19 protein-coding genes, 1 tRNA gene and 1 pseudogene are annotated in these 23,591 nt (G+C 68.1%); 5 read left to right on the top strand and 16 right to left on the bottom strand.

The features are described from left to right. Positions 1-4 precede the first annotated feature (4 nt). The 5 genes from V1Y59_RS12345 (at position 5) to V1Y59_RS12325 (ending at position 2,072) form a co-directional block, all read left to right on the top strand. Positions 5-550, top strand: a complete 546-nt coding sequence (locus V1Y59_RS12345) for a tRNA adenosine deaminase-associated protein (RefSeq protein ID WP_330505252.1) — start codon at positions 5-7, stop codon at positions 548-550. Positions 551-591: 41 nt separating this feature from the next. Beyond that, on the top strand, positions 592-1,044 hold the full coding sequence (locus V1Y59_RS12340; protein ID WP_330505371.1) for a nucleoside deaminase: 453 nt from the start codon (positions 592-594) through the stop codon (positions 1,042-1,044). Positions 1,045-1,316: 272 nt separating this feature from the next. Next, a complete protein-coding gene (locus V1Y59_RS12335; protein WP_330505251.1) occupies positions 1,317-1,595 on the top strand; it encodes a hypothetical protein in 279 nt (92 codons plus the stop codon). Positions 1,596-1,691: 96 nt separating this feature from the next. Continuing rightward, on the top strand, positions 1,692-1,907 hold the full coding sequence (locus tag V1Y59_RS12330) for a CsbD family protein (protein ID WP_330505250.1): 216 nt from the start codon (positions 1,692-1,694) through the stop codon (positions 1,905-1,907). Between the two features lie 77 nt (positions 1,908-1,984). Beyond that, positions 1,985-2,072 (top strand) — tRNA-Ser (locus V1Y59_RS12325). Positions 2,073-2,470: 398 nt separating this feature from the next. Here the strand turns inward: V1Y59_RS12325 and V1Y59_RS12320 are convergent. From V1Y59_RS12320 to V1Y59_RS12245, 16 genes and pseudogenes are all read right to left on the bottom strand, one after another. Beyond that, on the bottom strand, positions 2,471-6,289 hold the full coding sequence (locus V1Y59_RS12320) for an nSTAND1 domain-containing NTPase (RefSeq protein ID WP_330505249.1): 3,819 nt from the start codon (positions 6,287-6,289) through the stop codon (positions 2,471-2,473). Positions 6,290-6,297: 8 nt separating this feature from the next. Then, complete coding sequence (locus tag V1Y59_RS12315) at positions 6,298-7,068, bottom strand: hypothetical protein (protein WP_330505248.1); 771 nt, start codon at positions 7,066-7,068, stop codon at positions 6,298-6,300. 114 nt (positions 7,069-7,182) lie between these two features. Then, the gene (nuoN, locus tag V1Y59_RS12310; protein WP_330505247.1) at positions 7,183-8,901 is read right to left on the bottom strand and encodes an NADH-quinone oxidoreductase subunit NuoN; all 1,719 of its coding nucleotides are present in this window, start codon (positions 8,899-8,901) and stop codon (positions 7,183-7,185) included. Beyond that, on the bottom strand, positions 8,898-10,520 hold the full coding sequence (locus V1Y59_RS12305) for an NADH-quinone oxidoreductase subunit M (protein ID WP_330505246.1): 1,623 nt from the start codon (positions 10,518-10,520) through the stop codon (positions 8,898-8,900). Before V1Y59_RS12305 ends, nuoN begins: the two co-directional genes overlap by 4 nt. Then, positions 10,517-12,421, bottom strand: coding sequence for an NADH-quinone oxidoreductase subunit L (nuoL, locus tag V1Y59_RS12300; RefSeq protein WP_330505245.1), 1,905 nt, complete (start codon positions 12,419-12,421; stop codon positions 10,517-10,519). Before nuoL ends, V1Y59_RS12305 begins: the two co-directional genes overlap by 4 nt. A gap of 9 nt (positions 12,422-12,430) precedes the next feature. After that, positions 12,431-12,730 (bottom strand): NADH-quinone oxidoreductase subunit NuoK, encoded by a 300-nt coding sequence (gene nuoK, locus V1Y59_RS12295; protein ID WP_330505244.1) that lies wholly within the window; start codon positions 12,728-12,730, stop codon positions 12,431-12,433. Further along, complete coding sequence (locus V1Y59_RS12290) at positions 12,727-13,548, bottom strand: NADH-quinone oxidoreductase subunit J (protein ID WP_330505243.1); 822 nt, start codon at positions 13,546-13,548, stop codon at positions 12,727-12,729. Before V1Y59_RS12290 ends, nuoK begins: the two co-directional genes overlap by 4 nt. After that, a complete protein-coding gene (gene nuoI, locus V1Y59_RS12285; RefSeq protein WP_330505242.1) occupies positions 13,545-14,081 on the bottom strand; it encodes an NADH-quinone oxidoreductase subunit NuoI in 537 nt (178 codons plus the stop codon). The genes V1Y59_RS12290 and nuoI overlap by 4 nt, the downstream gene beginning before the upstream one ends. Next, entirely contained in the window at positions 14,074-15,435 is a 1,362-nt protein-coding gene (nuoH, locus tag V1Y59_RS12280; RefSeq protein WP_330505241.1) for an NADH-quinone oxidoreductase subunit NuoH, read from the bottom strand. Before nuoH ends, nuoI begins: the two co-directional genes overlap by 8 nt. After that, on the bottom strand, positions 15,432-17,840 hold the full coding sequence (locus tag V1Y59_RS12275; protein ID WP_330505240.1) for an NADH-quinone oxidoreductase subunit G: 2,409 nt from the start codon (positions 17,838-17,840) through the stop codon (positions 15,432-15,434). The genes nuoH and V1Y59_RS12275 overlap by 4 nt, the downstream gene beginning before the upstream one ends. Beyond that, positions 17,837-19,890, bottom strand: a pseudogene (nuoF, locus tag V1Y59_RS12270) (NADH-quinone oxidoreductase subunit NuoF). Before nuoF ends, V1Y59_RS12275 begins: the two are co-directional and overlap by 4 nt. Beyond that, positions 19,887-21,224, bottom strand: coding sequence for an NADH dehydrogenase (quinone) subunit D (nuoD, locus tag V1Y59_RS12265; RefSeq protein ID WP_330505239.1), 1,338 nt, complete (start codon positions 21,222-21,224; stop codon positions 19,887-19,889). Before nuoD ends, nuoF begins: the two are co-directional and overlap by 4 nt. After that, the gene (locus V1Y59_RS12260; RefSeq protein WP_488803374.1) at positions 21,224-21,919 is read right to left on the bottom strand and encodes an NADH-quinone oxidoreductase subunit C; all 696 of its coding nucleotides are present in this window, start codon (positions 21,917-21,919) and stop codon (positions 21,224-21,226) included. Before V1Y59_RS12260 ends, nuoD begins: the two co-directional genes overlap by 1 nt. Before the next feature lie 32 nt (positions 21,920-21,951). Then, positions 21,952-22,506: a NuoB/complex I 20 kDa subunit family protein gene (locus V1Y59_RS12255; RefSeq protein WP_330505237.1), complete on the bottom strand. Its 555-nt coding sequence runs from the start codon at positions 22,504-22,506 to the stop codon at positions 21,952-21,954. Between the two features lie 70 nt (positions 22,507-22,576). Continuing rightward, the gene (locus V1Y59_RS12250; RefSeq protein WP_330505236.1) at positions 22,577-23,002 is read right to left on the bottom strand and encodes an NADH-quinone oxidoreductase subunit A; all 426 of its coding nucleotides are present in this window, start codon (positions 23,000-23,002) and stop codon (positions 22,577-22,579) included. A gap of 85 nt (positions 23,003-23,087) precedes the next feature. Next, on the bottom strand, positions 23,088-23,474 hold the full coding sequence (locus V1Y59_RS12245; protein ID WP_330505370.1) for a DNA-binding transcriptional response regulator: 387 nt from the start codon (positions 23,472-23,474) through the stop codon (positions 23,088-23,090). Positions 23,475-23,591 lie beyond the last annotated feature (117 nt).

Genomic DNA, 23,591 nt, shown 5'->3' with positions numbered 1-23,591 from the left:
CTGCATGGCAGGTGCCGGCGCGGGTGTATCGGGTGGTCCCAACAAACAGGGTGTCAACGACGAGATCGAGGGGTTCGCGGTCGCGGTCGTCCGCGAGGAAGGTGCGTGGAAGGTCAGCGCGCTGACGTCCTCCGCACTCACGGATCTCGGTGACGCGGAGAAGCAGCTCCGCGAGTTGCGCGCCACCGGCGCGGTGTTCGGTCTCCTCGATGTCGACGACGAGTTCTTCATCGTTCTCCGTCCGGCTCCGCAGGGGCCACGTCTGCTGGTCTCCGACGCGACGGCCGGCATCGACTACGACGTCGCCGCCGACGCTCTGGATGCCATGAACATCGACATCCCCGACCTCGATCCCGACGAACTCGACGACGTCGACCCGTGGGAGGAGGGGGACCTGGCCATCCTGGCCGATCTGGGACTGCCCGACGCGGTTATGAGTGTCATCGTCGGGGACACCGACCTTTATGCCGACGAACAGGTGGGCATGATCGCGGCTCGCCTCGGGTTCGCCGACGAACTGTCCAAGGTGCTCGACAAGCTGGGTCATTGAGCCCGGCCGGCGGCGGTGCGCGGCACGCGGAGTGGGAGACCATGATGCGCGACGCGCTCGCCGCCGCATCGGACGCACCTGACGACGACGTCCCGATCGGCGCCGTGGTGTTCGACCCGGCAGGCATCGAACTGGCGCGCGCGGCGAACCGCCGAGAAGCCGATGGGGACCCCACCGCGCATGCCGAGATCGTCGCGTTGCGCGCGGCGGCCCGCCGCTTCGGCGATGGGTGGCGGTTGCCGGGCTGCACGCTCGTCGTGACCGTCGAACCGTGCACGATGTGCGCCGGCGCGATCACCCTCGCCCGGATCGGGACGCTCGTGTTCGGGGCCTGGGAACCGAAGACGGGTGCGGTCGGGTCGTTGTGGGATGTCGTCCGCGATCCACGGCTGTCCCACCGGCCCGAGGTGGTCGGTGGGGTGCTGGAGTCGGAGTGCCGGGCGCTGATGCTGGACTTCTTCGGTGCTCGGCGGGAGTCGCGTCCGGATCACTGAGCCGCCCTTCGTGGCTCGTCGCTTGCGCTCCTCGCACCTCAGGGAGCGGTGGGCGCGGCGTGCGCTCCTCGCACCTCAGGGAGCGTTGGGCGCGGCGTGCGTTTCCCCCCGATCCCTGAGGAGCCCGCGAGCTTGCGAGCGTGCGTCTCGAAGGGCCTGAAGTGCGATTTCAGGGTGAATCTCAGGGTCCGTGGCCGCGATTCCTCTGGCAGATTGGAGCCATGGGCGCGCACGGTGCCGTGAGTGCCACCCCACCGAACCGAGGAGCCAGCATGTCCGACACGACAGCCAAGATCAACGAGGTCGTCGACACCGTCCGCGAGAAGATCGAGGAGTTCGCCGCCAGCGACTCCGTCCAGGGCGCAGTGGCGAGCGCGCGGGGCAAGATCAACGAGTTCGCCGAGAGTGACACCGTTCACAACGCCGTGGACACGGCCAAGGAGAAGTTCACCGAGTTCACCGAGAACGAGAAGGTCCAGGAGGCGATGGCCACCGCAAAGGAGAAGGCGGGCGAGTTCCGCGACCGCCTGGGTGGCCACGACGCGCACTGACCTGCGGCTCTGCAGAGGTTTGAACCACCATGCCAGGGTGGTAAGTGCTCTGGAAGCCGGGACATCGGGTCCCGGGCACTCAGGAGGAGGCAGTTCATGGGTATCGAAGACGACGCCAAGAACAAGGCCGAGGAGATGAAGGGCCGCGGTAAGGAAGCTGCCGGCTCCCTCACCGACAACGAGGACCTCAAGGGCGAGGGCAAGGCCGATCAGGGCGAGGCCCAGGGCAAGCAGAAGATCGCCGACGCGGCCGACGCCGTCAAGGGCAAGGTCGACGACGTGAAGAACAAGATCACGGGCAACAACAACTAGCCTCGCCCTCGAGGCCACCTTTCGGCCCCTGACCGGCCAATTTAGGCACAGACGCCGACTGCGGTACAGTCTTCCGCGGTGGCGTGTCCGAGCGGCCGAAGGTGCAGCACTCGAAATGCTGTGTGCGGTAACCCCGTACCGAGGGTTCAAATCCCTCCGCCACCGCAGCGAACGGCCCCCTACCGAATCCGGTAGGGGGCCGTTTTGTGCTTTCCGGACGTGTCCGGTTCCGTTCCGGACGTGGGTTCCGTCCGGAACGGATGACTCATTTGTATGCGCTGACCAGCGCGGATGCTGTCCGGCGCGGTGCGCGGCGTCGTCGTGGGGTGCCAACGTGGTGATGCGCCCGAAACGCGGCGCATCGAGATGAATCAACGAAAGGGCAACCAATGCTCACCGGCCTCACCCAGTTCTTCAACGACCTCGTGATCTTCGGCGGCGACCTGCTGAACATCGGCATCAGCTTCGGCTGACCCGAAGACAGGGGCGACAGCCCGCATGGTGGGAACGTTCGGGGGACCATCATGCGGGCTTCGTCGCGTCCGGGAAGCGACGATCGAGTGTCAGCTGCACGCCTCGCTGAGTTCGTCGGCCCACAGGTCTTGATCGTTGCCGAGTTCGGTTCCCGCGGTCGCCGCGCACACCCGGTCGGCCGTGTGTGCCTCGTCGGTGCTCCACCACCGCAACGCGCCGTTCTCGCCACCCGCGCTGAGCCGGCCACGCGGACCGAACTCCACCTGCCACCGAACCGTCCCCGGTGGCGCGAGAGACCGGCCGATCGGCTGTGGCGCGTCCAGATCTTCGAGGGACCAGAGCCGGACCGTCTGGTCGTCGGCGCCCGAGGCCAACAGATCCGAGGTGGGGTCGAAGCTCACCGACCGGATCGTCGAGTCGTGCCCATACAGCCGGGCCACCTCGTCCACCCGCTCCCCACTCGTGCGGTCACCGTCGTCGATCCGCAGGATCCGGATGATCTGATCGTCGCCCGCGGCGGCGAGCAGCGATCCGTCCGCGTTGATCGACAGCGCGTTGATCGGACCGTCCTGCGCGGCCACCACCTGACTCGCCGAGGCGCCTGCCGCCACGTCCCACTCGTGCAGCCGCTGGTCGGCGGACGCGCCGAAGAGCCGCGAGCCGTCCGGGGTGAACTCGACCGCGGTGATCCAGCCGTCGGGCCCGGTCAGCGGTTCGCCCCGACGGGTCGGCCGCGTGGGATCCGCCAGATCCCACAGTTGAACACTCGAGTCGTCGGACGCGGTGGCCAGCGTCGACGAATCCGGTGAGAACGCCAACTCATGTGTGTACCGGGCGGCCGGATTGGACAGCACGGCCAGAGGTCCGGGTCGAGCCGGGTCGGTGGCGTCGTAGAGCTCGACGTCACCGGTGTCGAGCGACGTCATCGCCAGCATACCGCCGTCCGGCGAAAGTGCGACGTTCTCCACGCGCGCATCGCCGGCGAGCGGCACCGTGGAGATGCGCGCCGGCCGCTCCCCGGACACGTCCCACAACAACACCTGCCCGTCCCACGAGCCGGTGGCCATGAGTCGCCCGGCGGCATCGAAGGCCGGCGCCTGCACCCGGCGGGTGTGACCCGAGATGGTGGCCGGCGACAGCGTCCAGACCCGCAACTGCCCGTCCTGACCACCGGTGAGAACGCGCGGCCCGTCGAGGAACGAGACCGTCGTGAGGCCGCCACGGCTGCCGTTCATCGGTTGCCCGAGGGGGATCGGGTGCGCGGGGTCGGCCAGGCTCCACAGTGCGGCGGTGCCGTCCCAGGCGGCCGTAGCCAGCGCGGTGCCGTCCGGTGAGAACGCCACCGACCACAGCGCCGCCGAGTGGGCGTCGACGGGAGCGCCGAGCGGGACGACGTCGCGGCCGCGCACCGACCACAGCCGGAAACTCTGGTCGTCGCTGGCGGTGGCCAGCATCGTTCCGTCGGGGCTGAACGCCACCGAATGGATGGTCAGGGTCTGACCGGTCAACGGTGCGCCGACCTGGACGGCGCGGGCGGGGTCGGCGGTGTCCCAGACCCGCGCGGTGCGATCGTCGCTTCCGCTGACGAGTAGGCGCCCGTCCGGGCTGAAGGCGACCGTGCGGACCGGGGCGGTGTGGCCCGCGAGGACACGGACCTCGCCGGTGACGAGGTCGTACAGGCGCACCGACCGGTCGTCGCCTGCGGTGGCGATCCACCGGCCGTCCGGTCGCATCGCGACGGCGTACGCGGTGCCCGTGTGCCCGACGTCGATCTCGTCGAGGGGCACCGGACGCGCGGGGTCGGCGACGTCCCACCGCGCGATCGTTCCGGTCGCCCCGGTCGCGAACAGCTCCTCACCGTCGGGGGAGAACGCGACCGCGGTCACCCACGACGACGTCGACAGCGGCTCGCCGATCGCGACGAGCCCCTGCTCGGTGTCGTGTCGCCACAAGCGCACCGCGTTGTCGTAGCCGCCCGACGCGATGAGACCGGTCGACGACTGCGCGGTGCCGTAGATCGCCCCGCGGTGACCCGCGTAGGTCGCCGCCAACGGTGACGACTGTGACGCCAGCAAGAGTCCACGCGCGGCCGGGTCGTCGGGCCGTTCGACATTCGCTGCGAGGGCGAGCTGCGCGGATTCGGTGGGGTTCGTCGACTGGTCGCGTAGACCGGATGCGATCAGCGCGGCGTACTGCGCGTCGGCACGTTCGCGTTCGGCTCGCTGACTCTGCCGCATCGACACGACGGCCAGCACCGAGGTCACCACGACACCGACGACGAGCAGCACCGCGATCGCCCGGCGGATGTTGGTCTGGCGGCGTCGGACGAGTTGTGCGGAGGCGAGGAAGTCGACTGCCGCCGGGGACAGGGTGGCGGGTGAGCGGGCTGCGAGTTCGTCGGCCACGGCCAGCCGGCTGCCGCGATAGAGCAGGGAGCGGTCCCGCTCCGACGCCACCCATTCGTCGGCGTCGCCTTGAATGCGCAAGCGGGTGAACGCATCCTCGCGGTCCTCTTCGACCCAGTCGGCCAGCCGTGGCCAGGCCGCGATCACCGCGTCGTGCGACAGCGAGGTGCCATGGGCGTCATGGGTGATGATCCGGGCCCCTGCCAGCGCTTCGAGCACGGTGTCGGCGGCGGCCCGATCCGGACTGCGGTGGTACAGGTCGTCGCGATCCACTCGCCGGCCGACCGCCGATCCGTCCGGCACCGGCGTCACCAGTTCCAGCAGAATGGTCCGGGCGACCTCTCGTTCCTCAGTGCTGAATGCCTCCCAGCAGTCCTCGGCGCTCGCGGCGATCGCGCCGCGAACCCCGCCGGCCTTCTCGTAGGCGCGCACGCTGAGGACCTTGCCCTCACGGAACTGCCAGGTGCTGCGCAGGGCATGGGCGAGGAGCGGGAACGTACCCACCCGCACCGGCTCGGCCGCGGTGTCGGCCCGCACCCCGAGATCGGCCAGGATCAGTTCGACGAGGCCGTCGCCGACCATCAGGCCCTGCGACCGCGCGGGTTCGACGATCGCCGCGGTGAGTTCGTCGACAGTCGGCGGACCCAGGAGCATCTGGTTGTGCTGCAACGCATGTGCGAGTTCGGGGTGCTCTGCGGCGGTCGGGTAGAAGTCGGCGCGCAGCGCGGCGACGACGCCGGAACACTCGCCCGGTCCGGCCTCCCCGGGGGTCGAGAGCGCGACGAGCACGTCGATGTACGACGAGGCGGCCGCGTCGTCGAACGGCGCCACGAACAGTTCCTCGAGCTGGTCGACGGCCAGCACGAACGGCTTCGACGCCGAGGCCCGGTCGCGCACCCACGCCTCGAGGCCGTCGGCCGGGACAGCGGTGGGGGTGACCAGCAGAACGTCGACGTCGTCGCGGATGCGTGCTGCGAATCCTGCTTGCAGCAGCGACGACTTGCCCGACCCGGACGCGCCGACCAGCACCAGCAACTCTCCGGCGGTACTGGTCTGGCCGAACCAGGTCAGCATGGTGTCGACCTGTCCGTGCCGACCGGCGAAGAACTCGCTGTCGCCGATGGTCAACGGTGCGAGGCCCGGGTAGGGACACACCTCGGGTTCCGTGCGGGTGGCGCCGGCCCGGTCGTGTTGCGCCCGCTCCCACAGCTTTCGCCATTCCGTTGCCGAATACAGGCCGGGCACAGAGGGTTCCGGATGGTTCCGGCGGGCCGCGACGATCAGGACGCTCAGTACCGACGCCAACCCGTCGAACTTCGCGGGCACGCTGCGGCCGCGTCGCCAGTCGGAGATCCGTTGTGCCGCGATGTCGCGGCCCCGTGGGTCCCGGGCACGGAGTTCGCGAGTCGCCCTGGCACTCACCGCTTTCAACGGCGGCGACCCCGCGTCGGTGTACAGCACGTCGAGCCGGTGCGCCAGCTCTGCTCTCGGGTCCGCCGCCATGGGCACCATCATCCGCCCAGCCGGTCCGCCATCCCCGGCCGCAGCAGATCGGTGATGTCGTCCCACGGCACGGTGACCGGCAGCCAGTCACCCAGCGCGTGCGCCACGGGCACGTAGGTGTGGAAGCCCTCGGCCAGCGGTACCCAGTTCAGGAACGTGTTGACCTCGGGCGCGACATAGTCGACACGTGAATCGATGCGGGTGACGGCCTGTGCGAGGACGGCCGCGGCAGCCGCCGGATCGGTGAACACGTCGGTCAGCCGGATGGGGCGGGCGTCCTCGGCGTCGATGGTGATCGTCGCGACGTGGTTGTTGGGGTGCGCCGCACCGTCGGAGTAGGTGTTCAGGATCAGCACACCGGCGACCACACCGTCGGTGATGGTGGTGACCCGACTGCGTTCGTCGCCGAGTAGGGACCCGTCGCCGACGGTGGTGGCGACGTAACTGCTGATGATGTCGTCGAACGCGATCCGCATGCCGTCGTTGAAGCGGTCGCGGACATCATCCCGACCTCCGCGTACCTGCGGCAGATCCGCGTCGAATCGGGTGGACCCACGATTGCCGTTGACGTGTACGAGCGCAGGTTGGTAGGCGGTGGCCGCCGGGGCAGATGACTGTGGCGATGCCGCACCGTCGGGCGCGGAGATCGGCATGGATGTGGTCTGGAGGGAACGTGTCGCCGGGATCGGTGTGCCGTCGTCGTCGCCGCACGCGCCGGCCGCGACCGCGACACAGACGACGGTCGTGGCCACGGCAACGCGACGAAGAAAAGAGCCCACTCTCGAACTGTATTCGCAGGAGTCGGGGACGACGCTCGGGTTGCTGACATCCGCTCGGGTTGCAGGGTGCGCGGATGTCAGGTTTCTGCGCGTCTTCGACCTGGCGCCGGGCACTCACCCGAGGAACACCGCCGCGTCCTGCGCCAGATCCAGCAACGGTTGCGGGAACACACCCAGCCCGATGGTCACCACCGTGCACACCGCGATCGACGCGGTCGTCAGCACACTCGGTTTCACGATGTGCGGTGCGTCGACGGGCACGTCGGCGAAGAACATCGCCACGATGATCCGGATGTAGAAGTACGCGGCGATGGCGCTGCTGATCACACCGACCACCACCAGCACGCCGGCGCCCGCACCCGCCGCTGCCGCGAACACGTCGAACTTGGCGATGAAACCGCTCGTCAACGGGATGCCGGCGAAGGCGAGCAGGAACATCGAGAACATCGCTCCGACAAGCGGATAGCGTCGACCCAGCCCGGCCCACTGTCGGATGTCGGTGGCCTCACGGCCGGACAGGTGTGGCCCCGACTGCCGGTCGGGTTCCCGCACCACCGCGACGGTGGCGAACGCTCCGAACGTCGAGAAGCCGTACGCCGCAAGGTAGAACATCGTCGCCGCCACGCCTGCTTCGTCGAAGGCCACCAGACCCAGCAGGATGAAACCCGCGTGGGTGATCGACGAATACGCCAGCATCCGTTTGATGTCGGTCTGTGTCACCGCCATCACCGCGCCGATCAGCATCGTGGCGATCGCGACCGCCCAGACGATCGGCTCCCAATCGGCCTGCAGGTCGTCGAACGCGACGTAGAACACCCGGAGCAGGGCGCCGAACGCGGCGATCTTGGTGGCAGCGGCCATGAACGCGGTCACCGGGGTGGGCGCACCCTGGTACACGTCGGGAATCCACGCGTGGAACGGCACCGCACCGACCTTGAACAGCAGCCCGACCGACAACAACCCGAGCGCGATCAGCGGCAGAACCGTGTCCCCGCCGGGTGTGTCGACGGCCTCACCCACAGCGTCGCCGATCGCATCGAGCTGCAGGGAACCGGTTGCGCCGTAGGCGAACGCGGCGCCGAACAGGAAGAACGCCGACGAGAACGACCCCAGCAGAAAGTACTTGAGTGACGCCTCCTGGGAGATGAGACGACGTCGTCGTGCCAGCCCGCACAGCAGATACAGCGGCAGCGAGAACACCTCGAGCGCGATGAACATCGTGAGAAGGTCACCGCAGGCGGGGAACAGCATCATGCCGCCGACGGCGAGCAGCGTCAGCGGGAACACCTCGGTGGTGAGACCGCCCGCCCGGGTCGCCTCGAACTCGGCGTCGGTGTTGGGCACCGACGCCCCGGACGGGGTGAACATGTCCGCCTCGACCGAGGTGAGCGAGGCCTGCGCCGCGGCTCCGGGGCCGTCGCTGACCCGCCGGCCCGACGACGGCGCCGCGACGACACGCTCGAGACGCCGCTCGGCCATGAACGCCACGGACGCGATCGCGATCAGCACGAGCAGCCCCTGCAGGAACAGGGTGGGCCGGTCGATGACCACCGCCCCGGACATCGCGAACTGCCCGAGCCCCCCGTCGGACGTCTGCGCAACCGCCACCGCGACGACTGCCACGAACGCGGCGACGAGCCCGCCGAGCGACAGCACCAGATGGGTCGGATACCGCAGCGGCCGGGGTGCGAAGGCCTCCACCAGCACGCCGACGACGGCGACACCGAAGACGATCAGCATCGGCGACAGCGCACCGTACTCGACGCTGGGTGCCTCGATGGCGGCCATGTGGTCGACGGTCAGGTGGTCGACGGTCAGTTGCTCCACGGTCATGGCGGGCCTCCATCCGTCGTCGGCACCGTGGGCGCCGGGTCACGCTCGTCGATCGTGCTCATCGTGTGCCCCACAGCGGGATCGATCACGTCGAGCAGCGGCTTGGGATAGACGCCGAACACCACCAGCAACGCGACGAGGGGCGCCACCACGGCGAGCTCACGGCCGTGCAGGTCGCGCATCGGGCGCGCCGCCGCGCCGGGCCCCTCGCCGACCGCTCGCGGTGGGCCACCCATCATCCGCTGATAGGTCCACAGGATGTAGATCGCCGACAGCACCAGCGCGGAGGCGGCGACGATCGCCGCCACCGGATAGCGCGTGAACGTGCCGATCAGCACCAGGAACTCGCTGATGAACGGCGCCAGGCCCGGCAACGACAGGGTTGCGAGGCCGGCGATCAGGAAGGTGCCGGCCAGCAGGGGGGCGATCTTCTGCACCCCGCCGTAGTCGGCGATCAGTCGACTGCCCCGCCGCGACACCAGGAAACCGGCCACCAGGAACAGTGCAGCAGTGGAGATCCCGTGGTTGACCATGTACAAGGTCGAACCGGTCTGTCCCTGATTGGTCAGCGCGAAGATCCCGAGGATGATGAACCCGAAGTGGGAGATCGACGTGTACGCGATCAGCCGCATCACATCGGTCTGGCCGATCGCCAGGATCGCGCCGTAGACGATGCCGATCACCGCCAATGTCGCGATCAGCGGGGCGAAATAGCGTGACGCATCCGGGAACAACTGCAGACAGTACCGAAGCATGGCGAAGGTGCCGACCTTGTCGACCACCGCCATCATCAACACCGCACTGGCCGGTGTCGCCGACACCGCCGCGTCCGGCAGCCACGAATGGAAGGGCCACAGCGGAGCCTTCACCGCGAACGCGAACATGAAGCCGAGGAACAACATCCGGATCAGCCCGCTGCCGGCATCGAGCTCGCCCGCGGACACGGCGTCGACGATCGCCCGCAGATCGAAGGTGCCGGCCCCGTCCTCGCCGAGTCCCGACCGCACCGTCACCACGTAGAGGCCGATGACCGCGGCCAGCATGATCAAACCGCCGAACAGGTTGTACAGCAGGAACTTCACCGCGGCCCGGGACCGGTCCACCCCCTGCTGCCGGCCGAAGCCGCCGATCAGGAAGTACATCGGGATCAGCATGGCCTCGAAGAAGATGTAGAACAGCAGGATGTCGAGGGCGACGAAGCTCATCAGCACCATCGCCTCGACCGACAGCATCAGTGCGAGGTAGATGTGCGGGCCCTTCTGCCGCCGGCCGCCCGCGTGATCCAACGATCCGGACTGGTCGGCATCGCCCCAGCCCGCGAGGATGAGGATCGGCAGCAGCACGGCGGTGAGCAGCACCAGCACGAGCCCGATCCCGTCGAGCCCCAACGCGTATCGGGTGCCGAGCGCCGGAATCCAGCTGAGATCCTCGACGAACTGATACCGGGCGCCGTCGGCGTCGAAGCCCACCGCCAGCCCCAACGACAGCCCGAACACCCCCAGCGACACCACGAGCGCCAGCCATTTCGCGACGTCCGGGCGGGTGTTCGGCACCGCCAGCACGGCGAGCGCGCCGACGGCGGGCGCCAGCCACAGGATGGTCAGCCAGGGTGCGCTCACAGCACGTTCACCACCATCACCATCGCGACGATCAGTACGGCGCCGGCGAACATCGACAACGCGTAGGACCGCACATAGCCGTTCTGCCACCGTCGTATTCGGTGTGACGCCGCACCGATCGCCGCACCGACACCGGTGGTGAGGCCGTCGACACCGTCGTGCTCCACGGCCACGAGACCACGGGTGACCTGCTGGCCCGGCCGCATCAGCAGGTTCTCGTTGACCGTGTCGCCGTACAGGTCACGGCGTGCGGCGACGGTGAGCGCGGACACGTCGTCGGGGGCGGTCTCCGGAACCGGCCGGGTGGCGTACTGCCGCCACGCCAGTCCGATGCCGATCGCCACCACCGCGAGGATCGTCACCGTGATCACCCACGCCGGCACGGCCAGCTCGTGATGCTCCTCGCCGACAACGGGTTCCAGCCAGTGCACCAGCGAGTCGCCCCACGCCAGTACAGCACCCGAGGCCACCGAGCCGATGGCGATCAGGATCATCGGCGCGGTCATCACGCCCGGCGACTCGTGGGGATGCGGCGACGGATCGTGGTTCCACCGCCGCTCACCGAAGAACGTCAACAGCATCACCCGCGTCATGTAGAACGCGGTGATACCGGCACCCAACAGCGCGGCCCCACCGAGCAGCCAGCCGCCCACCCCGCCTTCGGCGAACGCCGACTCGATGATCGGGTCCTTGGAGAAGAAGCCGGAGAACGGCGGCACCCCGATGATCGCGAGATAGCCGAGACCGAACGTGACGAAGGTGATCGGCATGACGCTGCGTAGCCCGCCGTACCGCCGCATGTCGGTCTCGTCGTTCATGCCGTGCATCACCGATCCGGCACCCAGGAACAGGCCGGCCTTGAAGAACCCGTGGGTGAGCAGATGCATGATCGCGAAGGCGTAGCCGGCGGGTCCGAGTCCGGTGGCCAGCACCATGTATCCGATCTGGCTCATCGTGGACGCGGCGAGTGCCTTCTTGATGTCGTCCTTGGCGCAGCCGATGATCGCGCCGAACAGCAATGTGACCGCGCCGACGACCGCCACCCCGGCCTGCGCGGCCGGCGCCAGGTCGAAGATCGGGTTGGACCGCGCGATCAGGTACACACCCGCGGTCACCATCGTCGCGGCGTGGATGAGCGCCGACACCGGGGTGGGGCCCTCCATCGCGTCCCCGAGCCACGACTGCAGCGGCACCTGCGCCGACTTGCCGCACGCGGCCAGCAGCAGCATGAATCCCAGTGCGGTGAGGACGTTCTCGCCGGCCTCACCCGACCCGGCGAACACCGCCTCGAACGACACCGACCCGAACGTCGCGAACATGATCATCAGCGCAACGGCGAGACCGATGTCGCCCACCCTGTTCACCACGAACGCCTTCTTCGCGGCGGTGGCTGCGGTCGGTTTGTACTGCCAGAACCCGATCAGCAGATACGAGGCGAGCCCGACCCCTTCCCAGCCCACGTAGAGGCCGAGATAGTTGTCGGCCAACACCAGCAACAGCATGGCGGCGAGAAAGAGGTTGAGGTAGGCGAAGAATCGGCGCCGGTCGGGGTCGTCGGCCATGTAACCGATGGAGTAGATGTGGATCAACGACCCGACGCCCGTGATCAGCAGCACGAAGCACATCGACAATTGATCGAGCTGTAGCCCGAAGTCGACCTGCAGTTCGCCGACCGGAATCCAGCTGAACAGGATCTGATGCACGGCACGGTCGTCGGCGCCCCGGTCGACCATGCCGAGGAACATCACCAGCCCGACGACGAACGACGCGAGCGCCAGCCCGGTGCCCAGCAGATGCCCCCACCGGTCGGTGCGGCGCCCGCCCAGGAGCAGCACCAACGCGCCCAACAGCGGCAGCGCGGGCACCAGCCAGAGCAGGTCGGCGGTCGTCTGGGTGCTCACCGGTGCCTCCTACCGCTTCAGCAGATCCGCGCCGTCGACCGAGGCCGACCGGCGAGCCCGGAAGATGGTCATGATGATCGCGAGGCCGACGACGACTTCGGCTGCCGCCACGACCATGACGAAGAACGCGATGACCTGACCGTCGAACGATCCATGCATCCGCGCGAACGTGACGAACGCCAGGTTCGTCGCGTTCAGCATCAGCTCGATGCACATGAACACGACGATGGCGTTGCGCCGCAACAGCACCCCGGCGGCGCCGATGCTGAACAGCAGCGCCGCGAGGTAGAGGTAGTTCTCCGGATTCATGGGCCGCCTCCCGGACGGCCCTCGCCGAGTTGTCGGCGGATGCTGTCGGGTTCGGAGGTCGGCGGGGCGACGGCAGGCCGCGGCCGCAGCGTCGCGTTGACGGAGAGTTCCGACGGCGAACCATCCGGCAGGCGGGCCGGTACGTCGACGGCGTTGTGGCGTGCGTAGACACCGGGGCTCGGCAGCGGCGTCATGTCGACGCCGTGGAGGAACCGTTCGGTCGACAGTTCGCGCTGACTGCGTCGCGGTCCGAACCGCTCCCGGTGCGCCAGCACCATCGCGCCCAGCGTGGCGGCGATGAGCAGCGCGCCGGTGAGTTCGAACGCCCACAGGTACTGCACGAAGATCAGCTCCGCGAGTGCCTCCACATTGCCGTCACCGGCCGTGGCCGGGGCGCCGGGCACGCCCGCCACCGGCGCGCCCACGAACACCGCAAGCGAGGCGGAACCGATGCCGGCGATCAGCAGGATTCCGAACCCGACACCGATCAGCACAGCCGCGACCCGTTGTCCGCGTAACGTTTCCACCAGCGAGTCCGACGAGTCGACACCAATCAGCATCAGCACGAACAAGAACAACATCATCACCGCGCCGGTGTAGACCACCACCTGCACCACGCCGAGGAACAGCGCACCCTGCGCGACGTAGAAGATCGCGAGGATGATCATCGTGGTCGCCAGGAAGATGGCCGAATACACCGCCTTGGTGGCGAACACGACCCCGAGCGCCCCGAGTACCGCGACCACACCGAGGACCCAGAACTGGACGGCCTCGCCAGACGACGTGCGGGTCAGCTCCGCGAGCACCGTCGTGGTCACGAATCGTCCCTTCCGACGAGCCGGCCTTCCTTCGACACCTCACCGCGGTAGTAGCTCTCCTCGGTGGAACCGGGAGCCATGTCGTGCGGTGGTGGCGCGGCGCCCGGCTCGAGCGGCGCGAGCAGGCGGTCCTTCTCGTAGATGAGATCGGCCCGGTTGTCGTCGGCCATCTCGTAGTCGTTAGTCATGGTCAACGCCCGCGTGGGACATGCCTCGATGCACAGCCCGCACCCGATGCACCGCAGGTAGTTGATCTGGTAGACGCGGCCGTACCGTTCGCCCGGCGAGTACCGTTCGTCCTCGGTGTTGTCGGCGCCCTCGACGTAGATGGCGTCGGCGGGACATGCCCACGCGCACAACTCACAGCCGATGCACTTCTCCAAACCGTCCGGGTGCCGATTGAGTTGGTGGCGACCGTGATAGCGCGGCGCGGTCGGGGTCTTCTCCTCGGGGTACTGCTCGGTGATGGTCGGGGAGAACATCCCCGAGAACGTCACGCCGAACCCGCTGATCGGCTTCATGAAGTCAGGCATCGGTCGTCTCCTTCGCAGGATCAGGGGGTGGCACGGCACGCTGCGGTAAGACCTGGCCCGGTAGCGGCGGTACCGGGAAGCCACCGGCCATCGGGTCGAAGGGTTCCGGTTCCCCATCCGCCTCTCCATCCGGCTCTCCATCCGCTGGTCGAGTAGCGGCGACGGAGGAGCCGCGTATCGAGACCCGGTGACCCGCAGTCTTCTCGACCGGCAACCGTACGAGCCGCCACACGGCGTACAGCAGCAATGCGGTCACCACGATCCCGGCCGCCGCCAGCACCAGCGACCGGGCCAGGTCGTTGTCCTCGGAGCCGCCGATGGCGACGCGGATGACGGCCACCACCATCACCCAGGTCAGCGAGATCGGGATGAGGACCTTCCAGCCGAGGTTCATGAACTGGTCGTAACGCAGGCGGGGAAGGCTGGTGCGTAGCCAGATGAAGACGAACAGGAAGATCCACACCTTGAGCGTGAACCAGAGGATCGGCCACCAGCCGGAGTTGGCCCAGTCGAAGAAGCTGAGCGGCCACGGGGCCTGCCACCCGCCGAGGAACAGAGTGGTGGCCAGCGCGGACACGGTGACCATATTGATGTACTCGGCGAGCATGAACATGGCGAACTTCAGGGAGCTGTACTCGGTGTGGAAGCCGCCGACCAGTTCGCCCTCCGCCTCGGGCAGGTCGAAGGGGGCGCGGTTGGTCTCGCCGACCATCGAGATCGCGTAGATCACGAACGACGGCAGCAACAGCAGCACATACCAGTGATGTTCCTGTGCCGCCACGATTCCCGACGTCGACATGGTCGCGGCGTCGAGGAACACCGCCGCGAACGTCAGTCCCATCGCGATCTCGTAGGAGATCACCTGCGCGGTCGAGCGGAGACCACCGAGCAGCGGATAGGTGGAACCCGACGACCATCCGGCGAGCACGATGCCGTACACACCGACAGAGGTGATGGCGAGCACGTACAGCACGCCCACCGGGAGATCGGTGAGCTGCAACGGCGTCTCGTGCCCGAACACCGACACCATCGGACCGAACGGGATCACCGCGAAGGCCATCACCGCCGGCACCACGGCGATGATTGGTGCGAGAAGGTAGATCGGCTTGTCCACGCCGCTCGGGACGATGCCCTCCTTGAGGGCCAGTTTCACCCCGTCGGCCAGGCTCTGCAGGAGTCCGCGTGGACCCACCCGATTGGGTCCGATCCGGGTCTGCATGCGTGCCATGATCTTTCGTTCGATCAGGATCGCGGCGAGCGGGTTGGCCACCAGGAACGCGAACACGGCCAGCGCCTTGAGCACGATGAGCCACCACGGGTCGTGGCCGAAGTCGGCAAGGTCGGGGAAGTTCATCGAGCCTCCCCGGCCGTCGCGATGGCGACGACATCACCTGCGTGGGCGCGCAACTCGGTGGAGACCGAGCAGCCCGGTGAGTTCATCGGCACCCAGACCACCCCGTCGACCATGTCGGTGAGCTGGAGTGGGAGGACGATCGCGCCCCGTTCGGTGCCGACCTCGACCGGCGTCCCGTCGGACGCACCGATCCCGGCGGCGGTGGCCGCGGACATCCGGGCCACCGGGGGGCGGGCGGTACCGGCGAGATCGGGTTCGTTGTCCTGCAGGCGGCCGTCGTCGAGCAGCATCCGCCAGGTGGCGAGGACCGCACGTCGGGTCTCAGGGTTGCCGTGATGCGTGGGCGGGGCCGTCACTGCGGGCGTCGGTGGTCGCAATCCGCGCCACGGCCCGATGCGTTCGAGGTCGGCGCGGATGGTCGCGGTGTCGGCGCACCGCAGGTCGATGCCCATCTGGCTGGCCAACGCGTCGAGCACCCGGTGGTCGGGCAGGGTTCCCGCCTCGGGTAGGGCTGTCGTGAACGGCCGCGCCCGTCCTTCCCAGTCGAGGAACATGCCGGATTTCTCCGCGGTGGCGGCGACCGGCAGCACCACGTCGGCGCGATCGGTCACCGCGCTGCGACGGATCTCGAGGCTGACGACGAATCCTGCATCGGCGAGAGCGGATTCGGCGGCTCTCGGGTCCGGGAGATCGGCGAGCTCCACACCTCCGACGAGCAGTGCTGAGATCTCCTGGCGTGCCGCGGCGTCCAGTATCCCGGTGGTGTCGCGGCCGGGCACACTGGGCAGGTCGGCCACCTGCCAAGTGAGTGCCATCTCCGTCCGGGCGGTCAGGTCGGCCACCGGGCGTCCGCCGGGTAGCAGGTTCGGTGCCGCACCGACTTCCAGGGCGCCGCGTTCCCCGGCGCGGCGCGGTATCCACGCCAGTCGTGCCCCGGTCCGTTCGGCCAGTCGGGCGGCGGCGCTGAAACCGCCGGGAACCCCGGCGAGCCGCTCGCCGACGACGATCACCGAACCGTCGGCCGTCACGGCGTCGGCAGCCGCGTCGGAATCCAGCACGGCTGCTTCATCTCCCGGCACCGCGGCGAGGAGCTGACCGTTCAGTTTGACGAGTCCACGGCTGCGGAGCGCGGCGATCGACGTCACCCGCTGGCCGGAAGTCCGGACCGCGCGACGCATGCGCAGGAAGACGATCGGCGACTCTTCTTCCGGCTCGAACGCCACCAGCAGCACCGCAGGCGCGCCCGCGAGGTCGTGGTAGGTGACGTCGTCGGGCCGGGCCGCGACATGCGCGGCGAGGAAGTCGGCTTCCTCGCCGCTGTGGCCGCGGGCGCGGAAGTCGATGTCGTTGGTATCCAGGGCCACCCGGGCAAACCGTGCGTACGCGTAGGCGTCCTCCGCGGTCAGGCGCCCGCCGGTGAGGACGCCGGCCCGGCCGCGTGCGGACGACAACCCCTCGGCCGCATGCCGTAGCGCGTGAGCCCAGGACACCTCCCGCAGTGTTCCGTCGGCCGACCGGATCGTCGGAGCAGCGATGCGGTCGGCGGCGGTGGCGTAGGCGAACGCGAACCGGCCCTTGTCGCAGTTCCACTCCTGGTTGACGTCCGGATCGTCACCGGCGAGGCGGCGCAACACCTTTCCGCGCCGATGATCGGTGCGTTGAGCGCATCCGCTCGCGCAGTGCTCACACACACTCGGCGTCGACACGAGGTCGAAGGGCCGCGCTCGGAAACGGTAGGCGGTACTGGTCAGCGCTCCCACCGGACAGATCTGCACGGTGTTGCCGGAGAAGTACGACTCGAACGGCTCGTCCTGGTAGATCGCGACCTGCTGCAACGCGCCGCGGTCTGCGAAGTCGATCAGCGGATCCCCGGCGACCTGCGACGAGAACCGGGTACACCGCGCGCACAGCACGCACCGTTCCCGATCGAGCAGCACTTCCGAGGACAGCGGGATGGGTTTGGTGAAAGTGCGTTTCACGCCGGTGAAGCGGGAATCGCCGCGGCCCGACGACATCGCCTGGTTCTGCAGTGGGCATTCCCCGCCCTTGTCGCACACCGGGCAGTCGAGCGGATGATTGATCAGCAGCAGCTCCATCACACCCCGCTGCGCCTTCTCGGCCACATCCGAGGTGCGTTGGGTGTGCACCACCATCCCGTCGGTCACCACCGTGGTGCACGAGGCGAGCGGCTTACGTTGGCCCTCCACCTCCACCAGGCATTGCCGGCAGGCCCCCACGGGGTCGAGCAGCGGATGATCGCAGAACCGGGGGATCTGGGTGCCGATCATCTCCGCGGCCCGGATGACCAGGGTCCCTTTGGGAACGACGATCTCGGTGCCGTCGATGGTCACCGACACCAGATCCGGGCGTCGGTCCGTGGTGGCAGGTTCGTCGACCGCGGTCATCGGTCACCTCCGGAGTCGGTGTCAGAGAACAGGGTCGAGGCGTGCGGATCGAACGGGCAGCCGCCGTCGAAGTGGGCGAGGTACTCGTCGCGGAAGTACTTCAGCGAAGACACGATCGGACTGCCCGCACCGTCCCCGAGCGCGCAGAACGACTTACCGACGATGCTGTTGGTGACGTCGGTGATGATGTCGAGATCGGCTTCGGTTCCCTGCCCCGCCTCGACCCGCGCCAGCAGTTGCACCAACCAGTAGGTGCCCTCGCGACACGGCGTGCACTTGCCGCAGGACTCGTGAGCGTAGAACTCGGTCCACCGCAGGACCGCCCGCACCACACAGGTCGTCTCATCGAAGATCTGTAATGCCTTGGTGCCCAGCATCGACCCGGCTTCTCCGACGCCCTCGTAGTCGAGTGGAACGTCGAGGTGATCGCCGGTGAGGATCGGTGTGGACGAGCCGCCCGGAGTCCAGAACTTGAGTCGGTGCCCGGCGCGCACACCGCCCACGCGGTCGAGCAGCTCCCGGAGGGTGACGCCCAGAGGTGCCTCGTACTGGCCCGGCCGGGCGACGTGTCCCGACAGCGAATACAGCGTGAAGCCCGGCGACTTCTCGGTTCCCATGGATCGGAACCAGTCCACGCCGTTGCGGATGATCGGTGGCACGCTGGCGATCGACTCGACGTTGTTGACCACGGTCGGGCTGGCGTACAGTCCGGCGACCGCGGGGAAGGGCGGGCGTAGCCGAGGCTGGCCGCGCCTACCCTCCAACGAGTCGAGCAGCGCCGTCTCCTCGCCGCAGATGTAGGCCCCCGCACCGGCGTGCACGACCAGTTCCAGATCGAACCCCGAACCGAGGATGTCGTAGCCGAGATAGCCTGCGGTGTAGGCCTCCTCGACTGCCGTGCGGAGTCGGCGCAACACTGAGGCCACCTCCCCGCGGACGTAGATGAACGCGTGCGCGGCGCGGATCGCGTACGCGGCGATGATCGCCCCCTCGATCAGCGAGTGCGGCGACGCGAACATCAGCGGGATGTCCTTGCAGGTACCGGGTTCCGACTCGTCGGCGTTGACCACGAGGTAATGCGGCCGCGGGTCGGGTGCATCCGGATCGGCCGGATCGGACTGCGGGATGAACGACCACTTGACGCCCACCGGGAATCCCGCGCCGCCCCGCCCGCGCAGACCCGACGCCTTGACCATCTCGATGATGTCATCGGGGGACTGTTGTAACGCGTTGCGCAGCGCCGCATATCCGTTGTGCGTCTCGTAGCTGTGCAGCGTCCACGACTCGGGCTCGCCCCAGTGGCGGCTCAGCACGGGTGGCTCGGCCGGCTCCGCACCTTTGACGACGGCGGTCACGAATCCTCACCGTCCTCGGGCAGTCCGGCGAGCAGGCGCGCCGTCTGACGGAACGAGCACACACCACCCGTGCCCCGGGTCGGTGTGACGCCGACGCCGGCACGGAGATCCTCGACGAGTTCGATGGTTCCCGCCGGGGTCTGGTTGTCGAAGAACTCCCAGTTGACCATCACCACCGGTGCAAAGTCGCAGGCGGCGTTGCACTCGACGCGCTCGAGGGTGATCCGCCCGTCCGCGGTCGTGTCGCCCGGCGCGATACCCAGGTGCTCACGCAGGGCCGCCAGAATCTCGTCGCCGCCCATCACCGCGCACAGCGTGTTGGTGCACACCCCGACCAGGTACTCACCGGTCGGCGTCCGGCGATACATCGAGTAGAAGGTGGCGACCGCCGCCACCTCGGCGGCGGTGATGTCCAGTTGTGCCGCACAGAAGTCCACACCTGCGCGGGTGATCTGTCCGTCTTCGGCCTGGACGAGGTGTAGCAGTGGCAGCAACGCCGACCGCGGCTGCGGATAGCGGTCGAGGATGCCGGCGGCATCGGCGGCCAGACGCGCCGCCACGTCGTCGGGGTAGCTGTCGGGTCCGTCGAACCGGACGGTCGGATGCGGCTGCGGGGCCACCACCGGAAGCCCCTCGGCGGGTGGTGCGCCGCCGGTCGAGGGTGTGGTCAGGTCGACGAACACGGGTTCACTCATCGGTCCACCCCTCCCATCACCGGATCGATACTGGCGACCGCGGTGATCACGTCGGCCACCATGCCGCCCTCGCACATCGCCGCCACCGCTTGCAGATTCGTGAACGACGGGTCGCGGTAGTGCACTCGGTAGGGCCGGGTGCCGCCGTCGGAGACCATGTGCACGCCGAGTTCGCCGCGCGGTGACTCGACCGCCACATAACACTGTCCGGCGGGCACGCGCATACCCTCGGTGACCAGTTTGAAGTGGTGGATGAGCGCTTCCATCGAGGTGCCCATGATCTTCGCGATGTGTTCGGGTGAATTGCCCAGTCCGTCGGGGCCCAGAGCGAGGTCGGCGGGCCAGGCGATCTTGCGGTCGGCGACCATCACCGGGCCCGGCCTGAGCCGGTCCAGGCATTGGCGGGCGATGCGTACCGATTCCTGCATCTCCTTGACCCGGATCAGATATCGGCCGTAGGAGTCGCAGGTGGTGTCGGTGATGACGTCGAACTCGTAGTTCTCGTAGCCGCAGTAGGGTTCGGACTTGCGCAGGTCGTGTGGCAGGCCGGTGGAACGCAGCACCGGCCCGGTGATTCCCAGCGCCATGCAGCCGGTGAGGTCGAGGTAGCCGACGCCCTGGGTGCGGGCCTTCCAGATGTAGTTCTCGTTGAGGAGATCCTCGAGCTCACCGAGCCGTTTCGGCAGCACATCGAGCAGGTCGGCGACCTTGTCGACGGCGTCGTCGGGGAGGTCCTGGGACACCCCGCCGGGCCGGATGTAGGCGTGGTTCATCCTCAGGCCGGTGATGTACTCGAAGATGTCGAGGATCATCTCCCGTTCCCGGAAGCCCAGGAACATCGCGGTGACCGCGCCGAGTTCCATTCCGCCGGTGGCCAATGCGACGAGGTGTGAGGAGATGCGGTTCAGTTCCATCAGCAGCACCCGGATCACGCTGGCCCGCTCGGGGACGTCGTCGGTGATGCCGAGTAGGCGTTCGACGCCCAGGCAGTACGCCGTCTCGTTGAAGAACGGCGACAGGTAGTCCATCCGCGTCACGAAGGTCACGCCCTGCATCCAGGTGCGGTACTCGAGGTTCTTCTCGATTCCGGTGTGCAGGTACCCGATTCCGCATCGCGCCTCGGTGACCGTCTCACCTTCGATCTCCAGGATCAGCCGCAGGACGCCGTGCGTGGAGGGATGTTGTGGCCCCATGTTGACGACGATGCGCTCGTCGCCCGGTTGGGCGGCCGCACGTTCGCGCACGGCGGTGACGATGTCGTCCCAGTCCTGCCCGGACACGGTATAGGTCTGCGTGGGGTGCACGTCGTTGGGATCGCTGTCGGTGGTCGTCATCAGTTGTAGGACCTCCGCTGGTCGGGCGGTGCTATGCGGGTTCCCTTGTATTCCACCGGGACTCCGCCGAGCGGGTAGTCCTTGCGCTGCGGGTGGCCCTGCCAGTCGTCGGGCATCTCGATGCGGGTCAGGGACCGATGGCCGTCGAAGACGATGCCGAAGAAGTCGTAGGTCTCCCGTTCGTGCCAGTCGTTGGTGGGGTAGATGTCGGTCAGGGACGGGATGTGGGGATCTGCGTCGGGGGCGGCCACTTCGAGGCGCACCCGGCGATTGTGGGTGATCGATGCCAGCGGGTACACGGCGTGCAGTTCGCGGCCGTGATCGTCGGGGTAGTGAACGCCGTTGACGCCCAGGCACAGTTCGAATCGCAGCGAGTCCCGGTTGCGCAGGGTGAGCGCCACCGGCCGGAGATGTTCGCGGCGGATGTGCATGGTCATCTCGTCCCGGAAGATCACCACCTTCTCCACCGCGTCGTCGTAGGAGAGGTTGTGCGGCTGGGGGATCTCGGTGAGGCCGGCGGCGAGCTCGTCGGCGATCTCGTCGAAGTAGCCGCCGTACGGGCGGGTGGAACTGCCGGGCAGCGTGACCGCTTGGACCAGGCCGCCGTATCCGGAGGTGTCACCGCTGCCGTGCACTCCGAATAGCCCCTTGCGCACACCGATCTGTTCGGGTCCGGTCTGCTCCGCGCGGCTCATGTCGCCCGCGGTCTTGGGAACCTCCGGGTCGGTCATCGCAGCAGGCCCTTCATCTCGATGGTCGGACGGGCCTGCAGCGCAGCCTGTTCGGCCGCCCAGATCGCCTGCTCCCGGTTGACGCCCAACGGCATCTGCTGGATCTGTTCGTGCAGCTTGAGGATGGCGTGCAGCAGCATCTCCGGACGTGGCGGGCAGCCCGGCAGGTAGATGTCGACGGGGACCACGTGGTCGACGCCCTGCACGATCGCGTAGTTGTTGAACATCCCACCCGAGGACGCGCAAACCCCCATCGCCAGTACCCATTTGGGCTCGGTCATCTGGTCGTAGATCTGACGGAGCACGGGCGCCATCTTCTGGCTGACGCGGCCGGCGACGATCATCAGGTCCGCCTGCCGGGGGGAGGCGCGGAACGCCTCCATGCCGAAGCGGGCCAGGTCGTAGCGGCCGGAGGTGGTCGCCATCATCTCGATGGCGCAGCACGCCAATCCGAAAGTGGCCGGCCACAACGAGCCCTTCCGCATGAACCCGGCCAGGTCCTCGACCGTGCTCAGCAGGAATCCGCTGGGCAGTTTCTCCTCGAGTCCCATCCGCGAACCTCCTTGCGTGTAGCGGCGGTCCCGGCACGTGCCCGTCGTCGGGCACACGCCGGGGCCCAGATCATTCCCAGGTGAGCCCTCCGCGCCGCCATTCGTAGGCGTAGGCCACCGAGACATTGACGATGAACAGGGTCATTGCGGCGAGACCGAACCAGCCGAGGAGGTCGAAGGCGACCGCCCACGGGTAGAGGAAGACGATCTCGATGTCGAAGATGATGAACAGCATCGCGGTGAGGTAGTACTTCACCGGGATGCGCTGAACCGCGCGTTCGGTGATGCGCGACGCGGTGAGGACACCGCCACCCGCCTCGCCGCCGGCAGTTGCCAGGGAGTGGGATTCGGTCAGCGGTTCGATGCCGCACTCGTAGGGCTCGAGTTTGGCGCGGTTGTACCGTTTCGGGCCGACCAGCATCGCCACCCCGACCGAAAAGACCGCGAACGCCACAGCAATTGCCCCGAGCACCATGATCGGGACGTAGGCGTTCATATCGTGACGGCCTCCCCACAGTAGGAGTCACATGTGAGCTGTGACACAAGACTACTAGTGGGCGAGCGGCCCTTGTCGAGGTTTTCTACAGTTCCGTGTTTCGCAGCAGGTCGACCAGCGTGGTGGACAACGCGATCGGGTCGATCGGCAGTGTCGCGGTCGCGTCGGCGCGGGACCAGTCGGCCAGCCAGCGGTCATCGGCACGGCCGAGGAGCACGAGCGTCGGCGGGCACGGGTCGATCTCGTCCTTCATCTGCTTCGCCAACCCCATTCCGCCGGCGGGGGCGGCCTCGCCGTCGAGGATCGCCACGTCGATCGCTCCGGCGTCGAGCTGCGCGAAGACCATCGGGGCGGTGGCGACCTCGACGAAGCTGAGTTCGGGAAGCGCCGGATCGGGGGTGCGGCCCAGCGCCCCGATAACTGCCGCGCGCGTGTCCGAATGATCCGAATACACCAGGACGCGCAGCACCACGACCGGCTCCCCGTCCCGACGGCGCAGCGAGGGCGTCGCGTCGCGGTCGGGGTCTGTCACGTCGAGCACATTACCGTCCCGGCTTCGTCGACCGTGCCCGAAACCCCGGCCGATCCG

This window comes from Gordonia prachuapensis, assembly GCF_036350515.1.
Taxonomy (GTDB): domain Bacteria; phylum Actinomycetota; class Actinomycetes; order Mycobacteriales; family Mycobacteriaceae; genus Gordonia; species Gordonia prachuapensis.
This window is presented reverse-complemented; position numbering and strand designations above follow the sequence as displayed.